The sequence below is a fragment of the Pseudomonas putida genome, from assembly GCF_028682475.1.
Classification (GTDB): Bacteria; Pseudomonadota; Gammaproteobacteria; order Pseudomonadales; family Pseudomonadaceae; genus Aquipseudomonas; species Aquipseudomonas putida_AG.
In genome coordinates, this window is sequence record NZ_JANHLE010000029.1 from 19,594 (window position 1) to 38,220 (window position 18,627).

The following is an 18,627-nucleotide window of genomic DNA, read 5'->3' on the forward strand; positions in this document are numbered from 1 at the left end:
GTGGCGAACAAACGGTACAGCTGCATTGGTCTGTTCAACCCCAAGTCAGCGGAGAACGTCGGTTCAGTGATGCGCGCGGCGGGTTGCTACGGCGTCAACTCGGTGTTCTACACCGGCAAACGTTATGAGCGCGCACGCGACTTCGTCACCGACACCAAGCGTGTGCACTACGACATCCCGCTGATCGGCATCGACGATCTGCAGAAGATCATCCCCCTGGGCTGCACCCCCGTAGCGGTGGAGCTGGTCGACGGCGCCCGCCCGCTGCCCGAGTACACCCACCCGGACCGCGCCCTCTACATCTTCGGCCCCGAAGACGGCTCCCTCGACCCGAGCGTACGCGCCTGGTGCGAAGAAACCATCTACATCCCGACCCAGGGCTGCATGAACCTCGCCGCCACCGTCAACGTGGTGCTCTACGACCGCCTGGCCAAGGGGCTGAACACCCGCTCCGGGCCGAAATTCAAGTAATCCGACGGAACAGCCTGACGCCTGCAGTGGTCTGCTGCATATCATCGCCCCCACTGGAGAATGACCATGTCCGACAACAAGACATTGATCCGAGTCGTGCAAGACAACCCCGAGCACAACGTGCAGGGCTGGGAACGTGCGGGTTCCGTGGCCGGCGGGGTGATCATGGTTGGCAAGGGCCTGCGCCGTGGCGGGCTGTTCGGCTTGATTCAGGTGGCCATTGGCGGCGTCGCCCTGGCCCGTGGCATCACCGGCCACAGTTCTGTGAAGAGCCTGTTGGAGCGCGGTCGCAGTGACCTCGACAAGCTGCGCGCGAACATCGAGCGCACGGGCGCTGAACTCGAAGCCCTCAAGGCCAGCGCCGATGCCGCCACCCGCACGGCCACGGTCACCGCCAACGACTCGCTGGACAACCCGAAAAGCTAACGCAACAGCTTGCTCGACAGCACTTCGGATTCGCGGCCCAGCACACTTTCACTGAGCTGGATGAACTCCTGGGTGCTGACACTGTTCAGGCGCATCAACGCGCGGGTGACATCGTCCAGCGAGCGCTGGTTGTGGGTGTGCAGGCGGATTTCCCGATCCAGCGCCTGCAACAGCAGCACACCGCGTGCGGTCACGGCGCTGTCGACCTGCTCGCCGCGCAGGCTGCTGACCTTGGCGCCGCGATGCTCAAGACCAGCCTGCAAGGCCTGATAACGGTCCTCGGTGATACCGCCCGCTCGGCGCAGCAACTCGACGGCGTAATACTCGTTGAGGCTTTCACCGATCCAGTCGCTGGCCTCGCGGTCGTTGATCTGCGCAAACACATGCACCAGCTCGCGCAGCAACGGGCTTGAACCATTTTCGCTGACCAGCGGCCGGCTACTGTGCAGGTAGATCGAGTTGTGCCCGGCCCGGGTGCCGCGCCACAGGTGGTCGCGGGCGCCAACCAGCAACAATTTCGGCGGATTGCGCGGGAACACCGCCTGCAACTGTGGCCAGACGAAGGTCAACAGGGTCAGGTTATCCAGGCGACGCATGCCCTGGCCCTGCGGTGCGGCAACGCTGACTTCGGTTTCACCCAGACGCGCACGCCGGGTGCCGATGGTGCCGGCGATCATCCAGCCAGTGGGGCGATCGAACAGACGTGAAACGTTGTCGATGCGAAAGCGCTGCTTGCCGATACGTGGCCAGGGCGTTTCGACGCTCTTCCAGCCAGTGGGCAGTTCGAAACTCAAGCGCGCTACCAGCTCGGTGCCATCCTGCTGGTCAAGCCGCGCTGCGGGCACCAGGTCGTCACCGCGAAACAGCGCCCAGTCAGGTGTCACGCGGGTTTCATAGCTGCCATTGGCCTGGCGCTGCGCCAGGCGTACACGGTAGGTCAACTGGCTCTTGCCCGGCGCCGGCTGCCAGACACCGCGCAGACCTTCGCCTTGCAGGTGCCACTGGCCGTCGGTCTTGAAGTCACTGTAGGCGCCGGCCTTGCCCAGGTCGAAATCCAGGCTGCGCACGGCCGCCCCTTCAGCCAGGGTCAAACGCACCTCGGCCTGCTCGCTTTGCGGGATAAGCCGGACGTGATAATCCAGATTGACCTTCTTTGCCCAGGCCGGCGAACTGACCAACAGGCCCAGCGCCAGCAGGCAATGGCAACGCACACGCATACAGAAACTCCTTGTTCCCTGGTCGCGATAGCCGGCAAGCCTGAGCGGCTCAGCCAGCGCGAAAAATCAGATAGTCTTCCCAGTCATCCTCGTCCACGCTGTTCTCGCTCAACATGCGCCCGGACTGGGAAATACGCTGCTTGTGCACCTGCTGCCGATCGCCACACACCAGATGGTGCCAGCTCGGCAGGTCCTTGCCTTCGCTGATCAGACGATAGCCACAGGTGGTCGGCAGCCACTTGAACTGGTCGGCCTTGCCCGGCGTCAGCTGGATGCAATCGGGCACCAGTTTGAGCCGGTTCGGGTAATCGCTGCACTGACAGGTCTTGAGATCCAGCAGTTTGCAGGCGATGCGCGTGTAATAAACGCTGTTGTCGTCTTCGTCTTCGAGTTTTTGCAGGCAGCACAGGCCACAGCCGTCACACAGCGACTCCCATTCCTGGCGGTCGAGCTGTTCGAGGGTTTTACGCTTCCAGAAGGCATCGGCGCTGGCAATCATGTAACGGGTGTCCTGTTTCAATAGAGGCGCCGCAGTGCGGCGGCGCCAGTCTAGGGCGAGTCTTGCGCCATTGCCAGACCGCTTGTCAGGGCTGGCACGACACAGTAGTTTGAGCGGCGCTTGCTCCCCAGCTTTTCCACTCGTTCAGGAACTCGCCATGAGTGCTAATCCTCGCGTTGCCGAACATGCCATCGACGATCAGTTCATCAAGCGCTGGTCGCCACGTGCCTTCACCGCCGAACCGATCAGCGAAGCCACCCTGCTGAGTTTCCTTGAAGCCGCCCGCTGGGCCCCTTCGGCCTACAACTCGCAGCCCTGGCGGTTTTTGTATGCACGCCGCGACACGCCGAACTGGAAGCGCTACCTGGGCCTGCTCAATGAGTTCAACCGCAGCTGGGCGCAGCACGCCTCGGCCCTGGTGATCGTGATCTCGAAAACCACCTTCGCCGCGCCAGGCACCAGCGAAGAAAAACCGGCCTTGTCGCACACCTTCGACACCGGTTCCGCCTGGGGTCATCTGGCCCTGCAGGCCAGCCTCAGCGGCTGGCACACCCATGGCATGGCCGGTTTCGACCAGGAACTGACCCGCAAGGAACTGAAGATTCCTGAGGGCTATGCCCTGCACGCGGTGATCGCGATCGGCAAACTGGGTGACAAGGCCAGCCTGGCTGAAGCCCTGCAAGCCCGTGAAGTGCCTAGCCCGCGCCGTTCGCTGAGCGAGCTGGCGGCTGAAGGTGATTTCACCTTGTAAGATTGATCGATATTTGTGGGAGCTGGCCTTGCCAGCGATGCAGGCACCGCGCAGCAATTGACACCGCGCCGATCCCATCGCCGGCAACGCCGGCTCCCACATCTGTACTCAATATCCGCGCTGAAAGTCCACTTCCCCGCGCAACGCTTCACCGGCCTGGTACGCCCGCAGATTCTCGACAAACAGACGCACCATCGCCGCTGGCGAGGTCGGCGCCGAGCTGTGCCCGGTCAACAGCAGGCCCCAGGCGGTCCAGAACGGGTGACGGGACGGCAGCGGCTCCTGGCGGCAGACATCGATTACCGCCCCGGCCAGATGCCCCAGCTTCAACGCCTCGACCAGATCGCCGTCAACCACCGCGACTCCGCGCCCGGCGTTGATGAACAACGCCTCGGGGTTGAAACGGGCAAACAGCGGGGCGTCGTACAGGTCATGGGTCGCCGGGGTGTCCGGCAGCAGGTTGACGACGTAATCGACTTCCCCCACCAAACGCCCCAACTCGCTCATCGCCGCCACTTCGATAAACGGCGCCTGTTCACGGGCCTGGCTGGCGATGCCGTAAAGTTTGACGCCGAAGGGCAGGAGAAACTCGGCAACGCGCTGGCCGATGTCGCCGGTACCGACAATCAGCACCCGGCGCCCTTCCAGGCTGCGTCCGGGGCGATCATCCCACTTGCGCTCGACCTGGCTGACCAGACGCGCCATCACTTCCCGCTCGTGACCGAGCAGGTAGGTCAGAACGTATTCAGCCATGACCTGACCAAAGATGCCGACCGCCCGGGTCAGGCGATAGTCGCGCTGCAAACCGTCGGCCAGCAGCGGAGTGATCCCGGCCCAGGTCGACTGCAGCCAGTGCGGCTGGTGGCCCTGGCGTAGCAGGGTCGCCAGCAGATCCGGTTGCCCCAACCACACCGGGCATTGGCCAGCCTGATCGGCCAGTTCGGCCGAGTCGCCACTGGTCAGGACCTCAAGGTCCGGAGCGGCCTCGCGCAGCAGGCGGGCGTAGAGGGCATGATCCTGTTCAGCGATCAAAACACGCATGTTTTTACAACCTTGGCAGAAACAACGAAGGCCGCCAGGCCTTGGGCGCTGGCGGTATCTCAGCAGGCAGGCCGGGCTCAGACCGGGTCGTTACGACGCAACAGTTCTTCGGGCAGGTGCTCGATGTACTCGTCCTCGACCGGCGGCATCTGCAGGTGGTAACCCTGCTGCTCGAGGTTTGCCAGGACCTTGGCGATATCTTCGCGGGCCAGCTGGCGCTCCGGGGTGAGGACCAGGTCAAAGGCATGCACCGGCTTGCCGAAAAACGGCAGCAGGGCCTCTGGCACGCGCTCCAGCCCCTCGGCCTTGAGCACGTACAGGTACATTTCGTTCTTGCGTGGGCTCTTGTAGATCGAGCAGATGCGTTTCATTGCGGTTCTCCAGCGCTGGCCAGGCAGTCGAGCAGCGCTTGCCCCATGCGTTCACGGCGCCAGCCGCGCAACGCATCGGGAAGTTGATAAGGTCCGGCGGGATAGCCGCTCTTGAGCAGCAGTTCGAGGATTTTCTTGCGCAACATCAGCTCCGGGGCGATGTTCAGGCGCTCGGCCTCGGCCTGGCCGATGGCGCGCAGCTGCTTGAGCAACGCCGAGGCTTCGATCGGCAGCGGCTCGGGAACCGCCGGTGGCCACTCCGACGGCGGCACGCTGGCCGCGCGCTTGATCAGGTCGAGCAGGAACTCACCGTCCTGACGAATGGTGCGCGGGTGCATGTCCTCGATCTTCGCCAGCGCCGACAGCGAGTCCGGCTGGGTTTTGGCCATCGGCCACAAGGAATTTTCGCGCAGGATACGGTTGCGCGGCAGGTCGCGGGCACGGGCTTCACGCTCGCGCCAGGCGCACAGCTCACGCAGTACGGCCAACTGGGCGCGGGACAGTTTCCAGGCCAGTTTGGCCTCGCGGTACAGCTCGTTGGGGTCGGTTTCCCGGCGCAGCTGGGCAACCAGCTCGGCACCGTCTTCCAGCACCCAGGCATGTTTCTCGTCGGACAGTTGCGGGCACAGACGCTCGTAAAGCTCGGCCAGATGTACCGCGTCTTCGGCGGCGTAACTGACCTGAGTCTCCGACAGCGGGCGTTGCAGCCAGTCGGAGCGGGTTTCGCCCTTGGGCAGCTCGATGCCGAGGACTTCCTGGACCAGCCGCGAATAGCCCATGGAGAACCCCAGGTTCAGGTAGCCAGCGGCCAACTGGGTGTCGAACAGCGGCGTCGGCAGGCTCCCGGTCAGACGCGACAGCACTTCAAGGTCTTCGCTGCAGGCGTGCAGCACCTTGATCACCCGGGTGTCTTCGAGCAGTTCGGCCAGCGGCTGCCAGTTGCCGATCCGCAAAGGATCGATCAGATAAGCCCGCGCGCCGTCGCCAACCTGGATCAACCCGGCAATCGGATAAAAGGTATCCACCCGCATGAACTCGGTGTCGACGGCCACGAAGGGCAGCTGGCGCCACTGCTGGCAGTGTTCGGCCAGACTGCTGTCGTCGCAAATCCAGTGTATTTCGATGGCCACAAGGCTCTCCCACAAACAATGGCGCGCAGTATATACGTCGCAGGCCACTGCCGGGAAACCGCTCGACCGCTGTCCCTGGGTGGCCGGTGCGTTGCGTCAATGCTGTGCAAGTGCCGGCCGGCAACTGGCGAACATGTCCAGTTGCTGATCATAGAGGGTGGTGCGCACTTTCAACAGGCCGAGCATGGAGTGGAACAGGTTGTCCTGACTCAGCGGCTCGTTGCGTGCCTGGTTCAGGCAATCGGTATCGACGGCGAAATCCTGGCGGTAGCTGTCGGAGAACCAGGCCAGCATCGGCACGTGTTTCTGTTGCTCTGGTGCCAGCATGTAAGGCGTGCCATGCAGGAACAGGTTGTACTCGCCCAGCGACTCGCCATGGTCGGAAATGTAGAGCATGGCCGTATCGACCTTGTCCTGCTTGCTGCGCAGGATGTCAATCAGCGACGCCAGGACATGGTCGGTGTACACCAGGGTGTTGTCATAGGCATTGATGATGCTTTGCTCGCTGCACTGGTTCAACGCGTTGCTCGGGCAGACAGGGGTGAAACGCTCGTACTGCATTGGATAACGCTTGAAGTATTCCGGGCCATGGCTGCCCATCTGATGCAATACCAGCACGGTATCTTGCTGCAGGTTGTCGATCATCGACGCCAGACCTTGCAGCAGTATCTCGTCATGGCACTCGCTGTTGGTGCACAGGGTCGGGTCTTTGGCATTACTGACATCTTCAAACTGGACCCGGTCGCAAGTGCCCTTGCAGCCCGACTGATTGTCGCGCCAGAGCACATTCAAACCGGCGCGCTGCAGCACATCAAGCAAACCTTCCTGGTTCTTGGCCTTACTGGCCTGGTAATCATTGCGGGTCAGGCCGGAGAACATGCAAGGCACCGATACTGCCGTCTCGGTTCCACAGGAATGGACATCACTGAAAGCGATCAGCCCTGCCTCCTTGCTCAGTTGTGGTGTGGTGTCACGGCTGTAACCCAACAGCCCGAAGTTCTGCGCGCGGGCGCTCTCCCCCACCACCAGCACCGTCAGCGACTTGCGCGTATGTTGCTGCTGCCAGGCCGGATCGCGCTGGGCGTCTTCACCGATCTTGGCAAAAGGCTTGGCCGCCGTGCCGAGCTGTTCACCGACATAACCGAAGGATGCCCCCACCACGTTGCTGGGCACCAACATCAGGCGGATTTCATGGTGGTTGCGAAACAGCGAAGCCAGCCCCTGGTAGTTGAGCAACGCCACGACGCCCAGCAAGGCGACACAGGCAACACCGGCAATCAACTTGCCAAACAGTTCGCGATACCAGACCCGGTAGTTGATGGGCGTTTTATAAAGCAACAACGAGGGCACAACACCCAACAGCACAATATAAAGCCCAAGTTTCAGCGACAGTAAGTCGCGCACTTCCGTGGCGTTAGTTTCAGCGGTATTGCGCAACATGCCCACATCAATCAACACACCGTATTGATTCATGAAGTAAGCGGCACCGGCGCCCGCTACAAATAACACAACAAGTACCGGTTTCAATACCCCGCGAAAGGCAACCAAGGTCAATACCAGATTGAACGCACAGAAAATCAGCACGGCAAACGCCAACCGCAGGAAAACACCCGACAGGCCCGGTTCTACAACACTCGACAAATGCTGCCAGAGTACCGAGTTGAAGGCGACCAGCAGGTACAGGCTGGCAAACAGGGTGACCCATTCGGCCCGCAGGGGTTTTATCTTGAACATGATGCTCGCTTGGCTGTTGATCGGTAAGCGTGCCCTTGCGGCACGGCGATTAGACCTAGCGAACGTTAATTACCACAGGATCAATTTTTTGTGAAAAAGACGCCAACGTTTAGTCGCTTGACGTCAATTTAATCATTACATTTTTTTCACATTAGTGATGTCCCTAGGCGGGCAAGTGCATTTTGGAATAAGCGTCACGATCGATATCAAGTACTTCGACACACAGCTGGATGTCCACGCCTGGCGTGCCCGGAATCGCTTCTTTGAGCACCTCCAGCAGGCTGGCCGACAATTGCCGCTTCACCTCCGGCGAGCGGCCGCTGAGAATCGCCAGCTTGATATGGGCGAACGCGCGCGCCTGCAGGGCAGTGCCGACGCGGAAACTGGCCAGGGCCACGGCACGGCTCTTGATATCCAGTTCATCGGCGAACTGGCCGCTGCCGACCAGCGCATGGTTCAGGCGCAGCAGCAGGCGGTCGACGTCCAGTTCACCCAGGTTTTCACTGTATTCAAGGTGCAGATGCGGCATTGCAGGGGCCCTCGGCTGAGAAATGTTGCAACAGACTACCTCAACCACGAAAGCCGACAAACCCGGCTATCCTCATAGTTCATGACTTCCACCCCACACTCCCGGAGAGGTGAAGAAATGCCGGTAAAGCACGATCTACTCGCAGACCTCGGTCTGACCAAAGAGCAATTTATCGAGAAGAAAAAAACCGACCCGCGGCTGAGCCAGTTGCACGAGGAGTACAACCGCAAAGATACCGAAGTGGTCGAAGCCGAGAACAGCAGCAGCGCGGATGACACCGTCACCCGGCTGCGTAAGGAGCGTCTGAAAATCAAGGACGAGATCGTCGCCCATGTGAAATCGTAACGCCCCGCCCCATGCTACTTGCTTAGGTGGGAGCGAGCTTGCCTCGCGATGCGATGTGGCTGACAGCCTGCTATCGCGGGGCAAGCCCGCTCCCACCCTGGGGCTGGCCCCTTCCTATGGGCTCAATTCCTTTTCCAGACCACCGGAAACCAGTCCTCGCGCATCCGGTCACCGGTGTTCAGGTCGATCCCTGGGAACGGCGGTGAGGTACGGCCCGGCCGCTGGATGTAACGCACATCATCGCCCATGAAGCGGGTTGAAAACGCCCGACGCCGATTACTGCCGGTGTTGCCCGCAGCGCCATGCACGGTACGAAAATCAAAGACCACCGCATCCCCTGGCTCAAGTTCGGGCGAGAGAATCTCATACTCACCGTTCTCGACGTCCGGCATGTCCATGAACAGGCTTGCGCCGGAGTCGGCATCGGTTGCACCGTAGAAATCCTTGTTGCTGGCCCAGCTTTTCGGCCGCACCGGCTTGGGCCAGCGATGCGATCCGAGCACCACGCTCAGGGTGTTCTGGCGGGTCACCGGATCGAGCGGAATCCAGTAGCTGGCCGTCTGCTGCCCGTCGACACAGTAGTACGGCAGGTCCTGGTGCCAGGGCGTCGGCTTGGAAGTGCCAGGCTCCTTGACCAGGATATGTTCATGAAACACCTGCACTTCACGCGATTGCATCAGCTCGCCGGCAATCGCGGCAGCCGGTGAGTTGCGCACAAAGTCGGTGAACGCCGGGATGCGCTGCCAGTTGCAGTAGTCCTCGAAGAACCGCCCACCCTCGCCACTGCCGACGTTTTCGATGGCAAAGGCGCTGGGAGCCGCCAGGTTCTGCTCGAAACCTTCGCGCAAGCGTTCGATCCAGTCACGAAATACACCGCGTAACACGATGGCTCCGTCACGTTGAAACTGTTCGATATCGGCATACATCGGGGCAGTCCTCTCTTGTTGTAATGGGCAAAAGTATTGGACCGCCGTTTGCCGTCGGTAAACGACACTTTGCCTATTCGCCACTATCAGCATTCTGTATGACCGTGCTTATTGTCAGCCCCGGCAATTGACCGGTTAATAGCCCTGCGTGTCTCCTTCAACGCCTTGCGACTGAACAATAAGAACAATGAGGAGTTACCTGGGATGAACGATAACAACACCGCCCTGCGGCGGGGTCTGAGTACCCGCCATATTCGTTTCATGGCGCTCGGTTCCGCCATTGGCACCGGGCTGTTCTATGGCTCCGCCTCGGCGATCAAACTCGCCGGTCCTTCTGTGTTGTTGGCTTACCTGATTGGTGGCGCGGCCATTTACATGATGATGCGTGCCCTGGGCGAAATGGCGGTGCGCAACCCGGTGTCGGGTTCGTTCGGCCAGTATGCGAGCCAGTACCTGGGGCGCTTTCCGGGCTTCCTGACCGGCTGGAGCTATGCCTTCTCGATGCTGGTGGTGTGCCTGGCGGACGTCACCGCCTTCGGCGTCTACATGAGCTTCTGGTTCCCGGAAACGCCGCGCTGGATCTGGGTACTCGGCATCGTGTTTTTCATCGGCGCTCTGAACCTGTGCAGCGTCAAGGTGTTCGGCGAGCTGGAGTTCTGGCTGTCACTGCTGAAGGTCACCGCGATTGTGTCGATGATACTGGCCGGGGCGGCGGTGCTGATGTTCGGCATCCAGCTGGGCGGCTCTGGTGAACAACTGGCCACGGTCAGCAACCTGTGGAGCCACGGTGGTTTCTTCCCCAATGGCGTGAGCGGCATGATCGCCTCGTTCACCGTGGTGATGTTTGCCTTTGGCGGCGTCGAGATGATCGGCATTACCGCCGGTGAAGCCCGCGACCCGCAGCGGGTCATCCCCAAAGCGATCAATTCGGTGCCGTTGCGTATCCTGCTGTTCTACGTGTTCACCCTGTTCGTACTGATGTCGATCTATCCCTGGACCAGGATCGGCAGCGAAGGCAGCCCCTTCGTGCAGATTTTCAGCGGCCTGGGCATCGAGTCGGCGGCAACCTTGTTGAACATCGTGGTGATCTCAGCGGCAGTGTCGGCGATCAACAGCGATATTTTCAGCGCCGGGCGGATGATGTACGGCATGGCCCAGAACGGCCAGGCGCCCGCCAGCTTCTCGCGCCTGTCGCGTTTCGGGGTACCGTGGATGACCGTGGTGGTGATGGCGGTGGCGCTGCTGTTCGGGGTGCTGCTCAATTACCTGGCGCCAGAGAACCTGTTCCTGATCCTCGCCGCCGTGGTGACCTTCTCGATTGTCTGGGTGTGGTTGATGATCCTGCTGTCGCAGATGGTCATGCGTCGCCGCATGAGCGCCGAAGAAGTAGCCAGACTGCACTTCCCGGTGCCCTTCTGGCCGGTTGGCCCGGCCTGTGCGGCGCTGTTCATGGTGTTCATCTTCGGTGTGCTTGCCTGGTTCCCGGACACCCGCATGGCCCTGTATGTCGGTATCGGCTGGCTGGTCCTGCTGTCGCTGGGCTACTGGCTGTGCCTGGCGCGCAAGGCCAAAGCCCTGGTGGCAGTGGCCGATCCTGCGCGCTGAGTCAGGCAGGAAACTGCTCGCTTGCCCAGTCCAGGAACGCTTGCGCCGCCGCTGACGGGCGCATGGCACTGGACTGGGCCAACACCACTGGCTGTGGGCTCACGCTTTCAAGCAACGGCCGACAGGCCAGTGGTTTGCCGTCATAGCTGCAATCACCCACCGGCCGCGTGCAAGACAACGCCACCCCGTAACCATGGGCGACCAGCCCGCGCTGCATCTCGAACGTCTGGGTCAGTTGCGTTGCCGCCGGCTGCAGATCGTGGGCCCAGAACAACGACAGAAAGTACTCGCGGGTTCTGGCGATGTCTTCGAGGATCAGGCATTCGGCGGCCAGATCGACCAGCGAGACCTTGTCCTGCAAAGCCAGGGGATGATCGGCGGGCAACAGGGCGTAGGGCGCCAGTTGCGCCAGCACGCGCTTCTCGATCGGCGAATCCAGCCCGACATCATAGGTCAGCGCCAGCTCGGCCTTGCCATCGCTGAGGCGGCGATTGACTTCGGCCAGGTCGGCTTCGAACAGGGTGATGGTGACTTCGGGATGGCGCAGGCGAAAGCCGCTCAACAACCGCGGTGCGTAATAAGGGCCCAGGTCCTGGAAACAGATCAGGCTCAAGGCGCCGCGCACAGCGGTCTGCTCCTCGCCTCTGCCACTGATCGCGGTTGCCAGGTTGAGCATGTCGCGGGCCTGTTCGAGCAGTTTGCGGCCTGCCGGCGTCAGTTCCAGGCCGCGGCTGACCTGACGGTGAAAGAGCTTTTCACCCAGGCTCGCCTCCAGTTGCGACAACGCCAACGACACCGATGGCTGGGAGATATGCTTGGCCCGGGCAGCGGCGCTGACACTGCCCTGCTCGGCGGCGGCGACGAAGTATTCCAGCTGGCGCAAGGTGAAGCCGATCATCGCAAGGCCCTGACAGGTGGTTGGACGGTCGGGGCATTATGGCAGGGAAACAGCGAATGCATCGCGGGGCAAGCCCCCACCGGCTGGATCAACCTGTGGGAGCGGGCTTGCCCCGCGATCTATTACCGTTCCTTCAACGCATCAAGTGGCTGCTCGCTACCCTCAGCACTACCCCAGATCTCTGCATCGATCTTGCCCGCCAGTTCCGGGTAATCCTTGGCGTTGAACTCCGGTGTACCCACGGCTCGCTGAGCAAAGTAATCACGGGTCAGCTTGACCACTACCCCCGACAGCAAGCAGATCGCGATCAGGTTGATGGTCGCCATCAGGCCCATCGCCGCATCGGCGGCGTCGAACACCGTGGCCACACTTTCATAGGCGCCCCAGACCACCATCAGCAACGCCGCGGTGCGCAGCACGGTCAGGCCCATACGGGTGTTCAGCTTCAGGTACACCATGGCGTTTTCGGCGTAGGTGTAGTTACCGATGATTGAGGTGAAGGCAAAGAAGAAGATCGCAATGGCAATGAAGTACTGCCCGGCCCAGCCGATGTGTTCGTTCATCGCCGCCTGGGTCAGCGGTGTACCGGTCATGTCAGGGCCAGGCACCACACCGGACAGCAGGATCATGATGGCGGTGGCGGTACAGATCAGCAGCGTATCGATGAACACGCCCAGGGCCTGGACAAAGCCTTGCGAAGAGGGATGGTGCGGATTGGGGGTTGCCACTGCGGCAATGTTCGGCGCCGAGCCCATACCCGCTTCGTTGGAGAACAGGCCGCGCTTGACGCCATTGAGCAAGGCCCCGGCCACGCCGCCGACCGCCGACTCGATGCCGAAGGCACTCTTGACGATCAGCATCAGCACGCCCGGTACTTCCTCCAGATTGGTCACGATCACATAGACCGCCACCAGCAGGTAGGCACCGGCCATGAACGGCACGATCCACTCGGCAATGCGCGCGATTTTCTTGATGCCACCGAAAATCACCAGGCCGGCCAGCACGGCCACCACCACACCGGTGGTCAGCTTGGGTACACCGAAGGCGCCCAGTGTTGCATCGGCAATGGAGTTGGCCTGCACGGCACCGAACACCAGACCAAAAGCGATAATCAGACAGACCGAAAAAATCGCTGCCGCCCAAGGCGCATTCAACCCCTTGGCAATATAGAACGCGGGCCCACCGCGATACTCACCATTGCTGTTACGAACCTTGTACAGCTGCGCCAGGGTGCTTTCCGCGTAGGCCGTGGCCATGCCCAGCGAGGCCACCACCCACATCCAGAACACCGCACCCGGCCCGCCCAGGGTAATGGCCACCGCCACGCCGGCAAGGTTACCGGTGCCGACCCGCGAGGCCAGGCTGGTGCACAACGCCTGAAACGGCGTGATGCCACCCGGATCGTTCGCCGGTGCGCGCAGCACCGAGCGGAAGAACTCGGGCAAATGGCGAAACTGGATAAAGCCCAGGCGGACCGTGAAGTAGATACCTGCAGCCAGCAGGCCATAGATCAGGACATACCCCCAGAAAAAGGTATTCAGTGCGTTGATCACGGCTGTCATTGTCTGTTCCCAAATAAAGCGCAGGGCCGGTAAAGCGCCCTGCTCAGTCTGTAAAGCAACCGGCGCCAGAAGACGACCCGTGCCTTTCTATATGAATGGCCTGGAGCAATGGGCAATGCCCACTGCTTCAGTAATCACTTCGGCACCACCGCTTGGGTGATGAAGGATGTCGAGCGCGAGGGCTCGGCTGGGCCAGCATGCATGAGCAAATACGCTGACCGGATGTTGAAGCCGGGCATATTAACAGATCTCTCTGCTGCCTTCCCTAAGCGGCAAGCATGGCTAGAGTTTAGCGCGTACCGCGCTGGCGCAATGCCGACGGCATGAAGTAGGCGTCCTCAGGCACTGGCTGGGTAAAGTCCACGGTCTGCGCTTCTTCGTTATCCAGGTTCTGCACGTAGTAGCGACGCGCCTGCAAATCGTGGAACACGTCCAGCGAGCTCCAGGTGGTCGGCAGGTCGTAGAAGTTCTTCAGGTAGCCCATCGACACCCGCCACAACTGCCCTCGCCCGTCATACTGGTCGACCAGCGCCGCGCCCCAGCTGTCTTCGTCGAGAAACAGCACGCGCTTGGAATACAGATGCCGCGCACCGGCCTTGAGCGTGCCTTCCACCACCCACACCCGGTGCAGCTCGTAACGGGTGTACTGCGGGTTGAGGTGCCCGGGCTTGAGCAGGTCGGCGTACTTCACCTCGGGGCTTGAGACTTTGTAGTTGTTGTAAGGAATGTAGATTTCCTTCTTGCCCACCAGCTTCCAGTCGTAACGGTCGGGCGAGCCGTTGAACAGGTCGGTATCGTCCGCCGTGCGCAAACCGTCGGACGAGGCGATCGGCGTGTCGTACGCCAGGCTCGGCGCTCGCCGTACACGGCGTTGGCCGGCATCGTAGATCCAGGCCTGACGCGGGTCCTTGATCTGGTCGAGGGTTTCGTGAACCAGCGTCGCGCCACCGGCCAGGCGGGCCGGGCTCTTCACGAAGGCCAGGTAGTAGAACAGGATGTTTTTCAGATCGGCAAACTGCCCACCGGGGCGGTAGTAGTTGAACATCCCTTCCTGTTGCGCGGTCACCAGCGCGTAGCTGCCGTTGCGTTGCACCGGCGCTTCGGAAGCACGCCGGACCACGTAGATGCCGCGATAACGGGTGATGTGGTTCCACAGCGCCTCAAGGCCATCCTTGGGAATCGGAAACGGCACGCCGCCATAGGCGCCACTGAAACCGTTGCCGCCTTCGAGCAACTTGGCCGAGGTGGCGTTCTTGAACGTGTTGTCGTACAGCCACTGCGGCGCCGAGCCAGAGCGGCGGCTGGGGTACACCGGCATCTGGAAGGTGTCGGGGTAGCTGTTGAACAAGGCGATCTGGCCCGCACTCAACTGGTCCTTGTACTGTTCCAGATTGGCCTTGGTAATGGTGAACAACGGCTTGTCTGCCGCGTACGGATCCAGGTGGTGCTGGCCCGGTTTGTAGCCCTGCGGCGCCTGGGTGATGCCGCCGTCCCAGGCCGGAATGGTCCCGGCGGCGTTACCCGCGCGCTCGGCGCCCAGGGGGGTCAGGGTGGTTTTCAGTTGCTCGGCCTGCTGGGGCGAAATGGCCGCCAGCGCCCCGCCGGCGGCCAGGCTCAGGACCAGCGCCAGGGTGGTCTTGAGCAGTCGTGGTGTATGCAGCATGAGTGTTCTCCGCATTGAAGACCCTGGGGTCTGAGCAGTCACAGGAAGTACTTGAGGTTGAAACCGACGTTGTCACGGTCGCGAATGCTGTTGTTCTGGCCACCGCCATAGAACTCGGTGTACTGCAACTCGGCTTCCAGCTTGTTCTGGTAGTTGGCCTTGATCCCCAGGGTGTAGGCCTTGCGCCCCTCGATGGTGTTGCCTGCCTGATAGCTGTTGCCCTCGAAATCGTCCTTGTAGACGACATAGGGCGAGACGTTGACCCCGGCGTAGACGTCGTTCCAGGTCGCATTGAGCATCGCCGTGTAGCTGTAGGAGTTGCGGTTGACCTGGTCGTCACGCTCGCCGCCGGACACATAAGAGGTGTTGCCGCTACCGGCGTAGTAGCGGGTGCTGCCGTCAAAGGCGGTGTAGTGCAGGCTGCTGCCGCGCAAGTGCTCGGAAGCCAGCTCGAACACCCCGAACATCGAGTCGAACGACAGCCCCGGGCCGAAGTTGTAGATGGTGCCCAGCGAGGTGTTGAACGATTCCACCCGTTCAGCATTGTTGATCTGGCTGTCGAGCTGAACCATTTGCCCGCCGATGTTGACGGTCTGGCCGGCTGCCGCGGCTGCCGCGCCATTGGCCAGGTCGCCGATCAGGTCGTTGGTGGCGGCGATGCCGATGGGCAGGTTGGGCCTGTAGGCCACTTCGCCAAACACCGACGCCTGCCCCAGGGTGGTGTTGAAGCTGAAGCCGTACATGCGGATGTCTTCGGCGTATCGCCGATGCGCCTGGATATTGCCCATCACGTCGGCGGTTGCCAGGCCACCGGCCAGCGCCTGAGCCTGGCTGCCGGCAAGGCCCGACAGCAGGTTGGTCAGGGCGTTCATGTCGATGCCCTGGTAGCCACCCAGGTCGGCGGAGATGGTCGGCTCCTTGGCGTGATAGTTGACCATGTACAGACCGAACTCGGTGCTGTTGAGCGCTTCGGCGATGTAGCGAAAAGCAAAGCCGAACTGTCCGTCGTTGCGGGCGTTGAAGTCCTTGCCGATGCTCGCCACTTTCAGCGTGTTGCCGAACGCCGGGGTCACGCCGTTGGCGTACAGGCCGGTGCTGCCCAGAACCTGCCTGAACAGCGGGTTGTTACCCAGCCCCTCGTACAGCCCGATGACATTGCCAAAACCGGGCACCGGGCTATCCAGCGCCGTGCCACTGAAGTCGTTGTAGGCGGTGTTGCCGCCGTCGGCGAACAGGTCGGTCTGGGAGTAGAAGGTACCGACCGGGTCGATGCGGGTTTCCTTCCAGTTGGTCTGGTAGAAACTTTCCATGGTCAGGCTGTCGGTCAAACCGATGTTGAAGCTCACGGCCTCCACCGGCATCAGCACTTCCTTCACCTCAGCGCCCGGCAAGCGAAACCTGGCCGCATCCACCGGGTTGGTGGTGTTGATCCCGCCGCGATAGAACATGCCCTCGCCCCAGTTGAATACCTGGCGTCCCAGGCGCGCGGTCACTGGCATCTGCGCCACGTCCCAGCTGCCGTAGACATAGGCGTCGAGCATCTCGATGTGGTGGCCGGCGATGTCGCGGGTCTGGTCGGTGAAACGGTCGTCGTTGGGGAAGTTCTGGCTCGGTTGCGACGGGTTGTTGTTGTCGTAGTAATCGTTGCGCTTGTCCATCAACTGGGTGTCGTAGAACGCGTTACCGCGCATGAACACCCCGTAGTTCTGGTAGTTGGCTTCCAGCTCCGAGGTGATCTTGTAGACCTCGGAAGCCAGGCCGGTATCGAAGTTGCGATTACCGTCGTTGGTGTTGATGTCATCGTTGCTCTTGTCGCGCCCCTGGACCCGCCACAAGCGGCCGTAAGACAGGGTGGTGTCGATTGAGCCGGTGACCTGATTGTCCAGCACCTTGAACTCGACGGCCTGCGCGCCCTCGAGCGCGCACAGCTGCAACAGCCCTGCCAACCCTACCCCGGACATCACTGCGCCAGACTGGCGTAATCGAATCCCCATGGTGTGCTTCTCCCCTTGCTGATCTTGTTGTTTTTGTGTCCTGACAGCGGTTACGGCGCGACGCTGGCTGCCTCTGAGGGAGCCAGGCCCGCGCGGGCATAGCTGCGGCTGTGCGCGCCAAAATTGCCCAGCAGCTGGAACAACTGCTGGTTGAGTTGCGGATGGTCGTAACGCTCGCGCTGCACCTGGTTACCGGCGCTGAAACTGCTGGTGGCCGGTGCCGTGGCCAGCCACTGGCCGATGGCATCGTCAAACGCAGCACCGGCGTCGGCAGACTGGGCACTGACCACGTCGCGCAGGTAGTCCACCGAGTACGGCGGATAGCTGGCGTCCTGCGCCGTGTCGGCGTAGGCCTGGAGCATCGGATGCACCTGCTGGCCGCTGCGCAGCAGGCGGGAGAGCCAGGCGGCCTGATACTTCTCCACTTCCATATGCCGGGTGGCGACCCGCTCGATGGCGGCGTGCTTGTCGCTGTCGTATCCGGCCAGGGCCTTGCCTTCCATCAGCAACATGCTGAGCAAACCGACGCCGGGCAGCGGTTTGGCGTGATACGGCTGGGTCAGGTCCTGCACGTGGTGCATGCCCCAGCCGAGAAAGCGGTAGCCCCAGTAGGGATGGCCTGTGGCGAAAGCCAGCCGCGCCAGGCCCAGGTACTGATAAGCACGCCAGTGTGGCCAGCTGCGCTCAAGAAACCCGGCGGCGGCATACACCACCGGGTTCTCATGGAAGAAGCCCATATGGAACGGCGCCTGCGAGCTGTACTGGAAACGTTCATCGCCAAACGGCTGCGGACCAAAACCGTAGAGCGCCGCCACTTCACCGGCGTTGTCGCTGAACAGGTTGATGTCGTGACCGTAATCCGGCTCGTCGGCGGCGCTGGCCAACACGGCCAGCGGCGCGACTTTTTCGCCGTCGGCCAGGCGGATGAAACGCTGGCGGTTCCACGGCGACAGGGTCTGCTCGACCATCACCAGCTCGGCCTTGAGGTGTTCGCGTTGTGGCTGCTCTTGTCCCGGTAACGGCTGGATGACCATGGCCAGGTGGATCTGCGGGTTGATGCGCAGGGCGGTGAGGAAGGCGTGGCGCAGATTGTCCGCCGGCACAGCGGGGAGCTTCAGGCTGTCGGGACGCGGCGGGTACTGGGCAAAGTGTTCACGGGCGAAGCGCTCCTGCTCGTCCAGCAGCGCGGCGATGGCGCCATATTGTTGCGCGAGAAACTGCTCCAGCGGCTCGACTTCCACCTGAGGTGCCTGGCGCAAGGCCGGCATGTCCTGCAATGCCAGGTAACTACCGACCGTATGGTTGGACCAGCCCCATGCCGCCGGAGCGATGCCACAGAGCAGCATCAGGAGAAGTTTCAGCTTCATTTTTTTTAATTCTTATTGGAAGTGCTTGAGGGCTGAGCCTAACAACCGACCCTGCCCCTGACACTGTCCGATGTCGCCAAATAAATTCTCCAATTGCG

Annotated in this window: 18 protein-coding genes; 5 read left to right on the forward strand and 13 right to left on the reverse strand. The window is 61.7% G+C overall.

Annotation, left to right across the window (positions count from 1 at the left end; translation table 11 throughout):
- Both NPS47_RS20635 and NPS47_RS20640 read left to right on the forward strand, forming a co-directional pair.
- Positions 1–471: an RNA methyltransferase gene (locus NPS47_RS20635; protein ID WP_274296622.1), complete on the forward strand. Its 471-nt coding sequence runs from the start codon at positions 1–3 to the stop codon at positions 469–471.
- 66 nt (positions 472–537) lie between these two features.
- Entirely contained in the window at positions 538–897 is a 360-nt protein-coding gene (locus NPS47_RS20640; protein WP_274296623.1) for a YgaP family membrane protein, read from the forward strand.
- Here NPS47_RS20640 and NPS47_RS20645 read toward each other — a convergent pair.
- Together NPS47_RS20645 and NPS47_RS20650 are read right to left on the reverse strand one after the other, a co-directional pair.
- On the reverse strand, positions 894–2,108 hold the full coding sequence (locus NPS47_RS20645; RefSeq protein WP_274296657.1) for a hypothetical protein: 1,215 nt from the start codon (positions 2,106–2,108) through the stop codon (positions 894–896). The two genes, NPS47_RS20640 and NPS47_RS20645, sit on opposite strands and share 4 nt — an antisense overlap.
- A gap of 55 nt (positions 2,109–2,163) precedes the next feature.
- On the reverse strand, positions 2,164–2,613 hold the full coding sequence (locus tag NPS47_RS20650; protein ID WP_274296624.1) for a YcgN family cysteine cluster protein: 450 nt from the start codon (positions 2,611–2,613) through the stop codon (positions 2,164–2,166).
- A gap of 157 nt (positions 2,614–2,770) precedes the next feature.
- Between NPS47_RS20650 and NPS47_RS20655 the strand changes: the two genes are divergently transcribed.
- On the forward strand, positions 2,771–3,364 hold the full coding sequence (locus NPS47_RS20655; protein ID WP_274296625.1) for a nitroreductase family protein: 594 nt from the start codon (positions 2,771–2,773) through the stop codon (positions 3,362–3,364).
- A 108-nt stretch (positions 3,365–3,472) separates the two neighbouring features.
- Here NPS47_RS20655 and NPS47_RS20660 read toward each other — a convergent pair whose 3' ends face one another.
- The 5 genes from NPS47_RS20660 to NPS47_RS20680 form a co-directional block, all read right to left on the reverse strand.
- On the reverse strand, positions 3,473–4,405 hold the full coding sequence (locus NPS47_RS20660; protein WP_274296626.1) for a D-2-hydroxyacid dehydrogenase: 933 nt from the start codon (positions 4,403–4,405) through the stop codon (positions 3,473–3,475).
- Between the two features lie 77 nt (positions 4,406–4,482).
- Entirely contained in the window at positions 4,483–4,776 is a 294-nt protein-coding gene (locus NPS47_RS20665; protein ID WP_274296627.1) for a YcgL domain-containing protein, read from the reverse strand.
- Positions 4,773–5,906 carry a ribonuclease D gene (gene rnd / locus NPS47_RS20670; protein WP_274296628.1) on the reverse strand — a complete coding sequence of 378 codons (1,134 nt, stop codon included), beginning with the start codon at positions 5,904–5,906 and terminating at the stop codon, positions 4,773–4,775. The genes NPS47_RS20665 and rnd overlap by 4 nt, the downstream gene beginning before the upstream one ends.
- A gap of 96 nt (positions 5,907–6,002) precedes the next feature.
- Positions 6,003–7,640 (reverse strand): phosphoethanolamine transferase, encoded by a 1,638-nt coding sequence (locus NPS47_RS20675; RefSeq protein WP_274296629.1) that lies wholly within the window; start codon positions 7,638–7,640, stop codon positions 6,003–6,005.
- Positions 7,641–7,803: 163 nt separating this feature from the next.
- Positions 7,804–8,169 carry a 5-carboxymethyl-2-hydroxymuconate Delta-isomerase gene (locus tag NPS47_RS20680; RefSeq protein ID WP_274296630.1) on the reverse strand — a complete coding sequence of 122 codons (366 nt, stop codon included), beginning with the start codon at positions 8,167–8,169 and terminating at the stop codon, positions 7,804–7,806.
- Positions 8,170–8,286: 117 nt separating this feature from the next.
- On the opposite strand from NPS47_RS20680, the gene NPS47_RS20685 reads away from it, so the two are divergent.
- Complete coding sequence (locus NPS47_RS20685; RefSeq protein ID WP_274296631.1) at positions 8,287–8,514, forward strand: YdcH family protein; 228 nt, start codon at positions 8,287–8,289, stop codon at positions 8,512–8,514.
- A 122-nt stretch (positions 8,515–8,636) separates the two neighbouring features.
- On the opposite strand, the gene NPS47_RS20690 is transcribed toward NPS47_RS20685, so the two are convergent.
- On the reverse strand, positions 8,637–9,440 hold the full coding sequence (locus tag NPS47_RS20690; RefSeq protein WP_274296632.1) for a phytanoyl-CoA dioxygenase family protein: 804 nt from the start codon (positions 9,438–9,440) through the stop codon (positions 8,637–8,639).
- Positions 9,441–9,644: 204 nt separating this feature from the next.
- Here NPS47_RS20690 and NPS47_RS20695 point away from each other — a divergent pair, with 204 nt between their 5' ends.
- On the forward strand, positions 9,645–11,045 hold the full coding sequence (locus tag NPS47_RS20695; RefSeq protein WP_274296633.1) for an amino acid permease: 1,401 nt from the start codon (positions 9,645–9,647) through the stop codon (positions 11,043–11,045).
- Position 11,046: 1 nt separating this feature from the next.
- On the opposite strand, the gene NPS47_RS20700 is transcribed toward NPS47_RS20695, so the two are convergent.
- The 5 genes from NPS47_RS20700 to NPS47_RS20720 all read right to left on the reverse strand — a co-directional run bounded on the left by NPS47_RS20700 (position 11,047) and on the right by NPS47_RS20720 (position 18,529).
- On the reverse strand, positions 11,047–11,943 hold the full coding sequence (locus NPS47_RS20700; protein WP_274296634.1) for a LysR substrate-binding domain-containing protein: 897 nt from the start codon (positions 11,941–11,943) through the stop codon (positions 11,047–11,049).
- 122 nt (positions 11,944–12,065) lie between these two features.
- Positions 12,066–13,505 (reverse strand): alanine/glycine:cation symporter family protein, encoded by a 1,440-nt coding sequence (locus NPS47_RS20705; protein WP_274296635.1) that lies wholly within the window; start codon positions 13,503–13,505, stop codon positions 12,066–12,068.
- Positions 13,506–13,794: 289 nt separating this feature from the next.
- A complete protein-coding gene (locus NPS47_RS20710) occupies positions 13,795–15,168 on the reverse strand; it encodes a DUF1329 domain-containing protein (RefSeq protein ID WP_274296636.1) in 1,374 nt (457 codons plus the stop codon).
- Positions 15,169–15,206: 38 nt separating this feature from the next.
- Positions 15,207–17,162, reverse strand: coding sequence for a DUF1302 domain-containing protein (locus tag NPS47_RS20715; RefSeq protein WP_274296637.1), 1,956 nt, complete (start codon positions 17,160–17,162; stop codon positions 15,207–15,209).
- 50 nt (positions 17,163–17,212) lie between these two features.
- A complete protein-coding gene (locus tag NPS47_RS20720) occupies positions 17,213–18,529 on the reverse strand; it encodes a phospholipase (RefSeq protein ID WP_274296638.1) in 1,317 nt (438 codons plus the stop codon).
- Positions 18,530–18,627 lie beyond the last annotated feature (98 nt).

Coding starts and splice junctions, on each gene's coding strand:
- NPS47_RS20640 (WP_274296623.1), top strand. CDS start 538: ATGTCCGACAACAAGACATTGATCCGAGTCGTGCAAGACAACCCCGAG.
- NPS47_RS20650 (WP_274296624.1), bottom strand. CDS start 2,613: ATGATTGCCAGCGCCGATGCCTTCTGGAAGCGTAAAACCCTCGAACAG.
- NPS47_RS20655 (WP_274296625.1), top strand. CDS start 2,771: ATGAGTGCTAATCCTCGCGTTGCCGAACATGCCATCGACGATCAGTTC.
- NPS47_RS20660 (WP_274296626.1), bottom strand. CDS start 4,405: ATGCGTGTTTTGATCGCTGAACAGGATCATGCCCTCTACGCCCGCCTG.
- NPS47_RS20665 (WP_274296627.1), bottom strand. CDS start 4,776: ATGAAACGCATCTGCTCGATCTACAAGAGCCCACGCAAGAACGAAATG.
- NPS47_RS20675 (WP_274296629.1), bottom strand. CDS start 7,640: ATGTTCAAGATAAAACCCCTGCGGGCCGAATGGGTCACCCTGTTTGCC.
- NPS47_RS20680 (WP_274296630.1), bottom strand. CDS start 8,169: ATGCCGCATCTGCACCTTGAATACAGTGAAAACCTGGGTGAACTGGAC.
- NPS47_RS20685 (WP_274296631.1), top strand. CDS start 8,287: ATGCCGGTAAAGCACGATCTACTCGCAGACCTCGGTCTGACCAAAGAG.
- NPS47_RS20690 (WP_274296632.1), bottom strand. CDS start 9,440: ATGTATGCCGATATCGAACAGTTTCAACGTGACGGAGCCATCGTGTTA.
- NPS47_RS20695 (WP_274296633.1), top strand. CDS start 9,645: ATGAACGATAACAACACCGCCCTGCGGCGGGGTCTGAGTACCCGCCAT.
- NPS47_RS20700 (WP_274296634.1), bottom strand. CDS start 11,943: ATGATCGGCTTCACCTTGCGCCAGCTGGAATACTTCGTCGCCGCCGCC.
- NPS47_RS20705 (WP_274296635.1), bottom strand. CDS start 13,505: ATGACAGCCGTGATCAACGCACTGAATACCTTTTTCTGGGGGTATGTC.
- NPS47_RS20710 (WP_274296636.1), bottom strand. CDS start 15,168: ATGCTGCATACACCACGACTGCTCAAGACCACCCTGGCGCTGGTCCTG.
- NPS47_RS20715 (WP_274296637.1), bottom strand. CDS start 17,162: ATGGGGATTCGATTACGCCAGTCTGGCGCAGTGATGTCCGGGGTAGGG.
- NPS47_RS20720 (WP_274296638.1), bottom strand. CDS start 18,529: ATGAAGCTGAAACTTCTCCTGATGCTGCTCTGTGGCATCGCTCCGGCG.